This is a genomic window from Secundilactobacillus pentosiphilus (assembly GCF_002217985.1).
Lineage (GTDB): Bacteria > Bacillota > Bacilli > Lactobacillales > Lactobacillaceae > Secundilactobacillus > Secundilactobacillus pentosiphilus.
Window position 1 is genome coordinate 1 of sequence record NZ_BCMI01000100.1, and the last position, 207, is coordinate 207.

1 rRNA gene is annotated in these 207 nt (G+C 50.2%); it reads right to left on the minus strand.

The features are described from left to right. Positions 1–207 (minus strand): 16S ribosomal RNA (locus tag CES81_RS13220); the annotation flags it as partial.

Here is a 207-nt window from a genome sequence, read left to right on the forward strand (position 1 = left end):
AGTCCCAATGTGGCCGATTACCCTCTCAGGTCGGCTACGTATCATTGCCTTGGTGAACCATTACTCCACCAACTAGCTAATACGCCGCGGGTCCATCCAGAAGCGATAGCCGAAACCATCTTTCAAACTGAAACCATGCGGTTTCAGTTGTTATGCGGTATTAGCACCTGTTTCCAAGTGTTATCCCCCGCTTCTGGGCAAGTTACC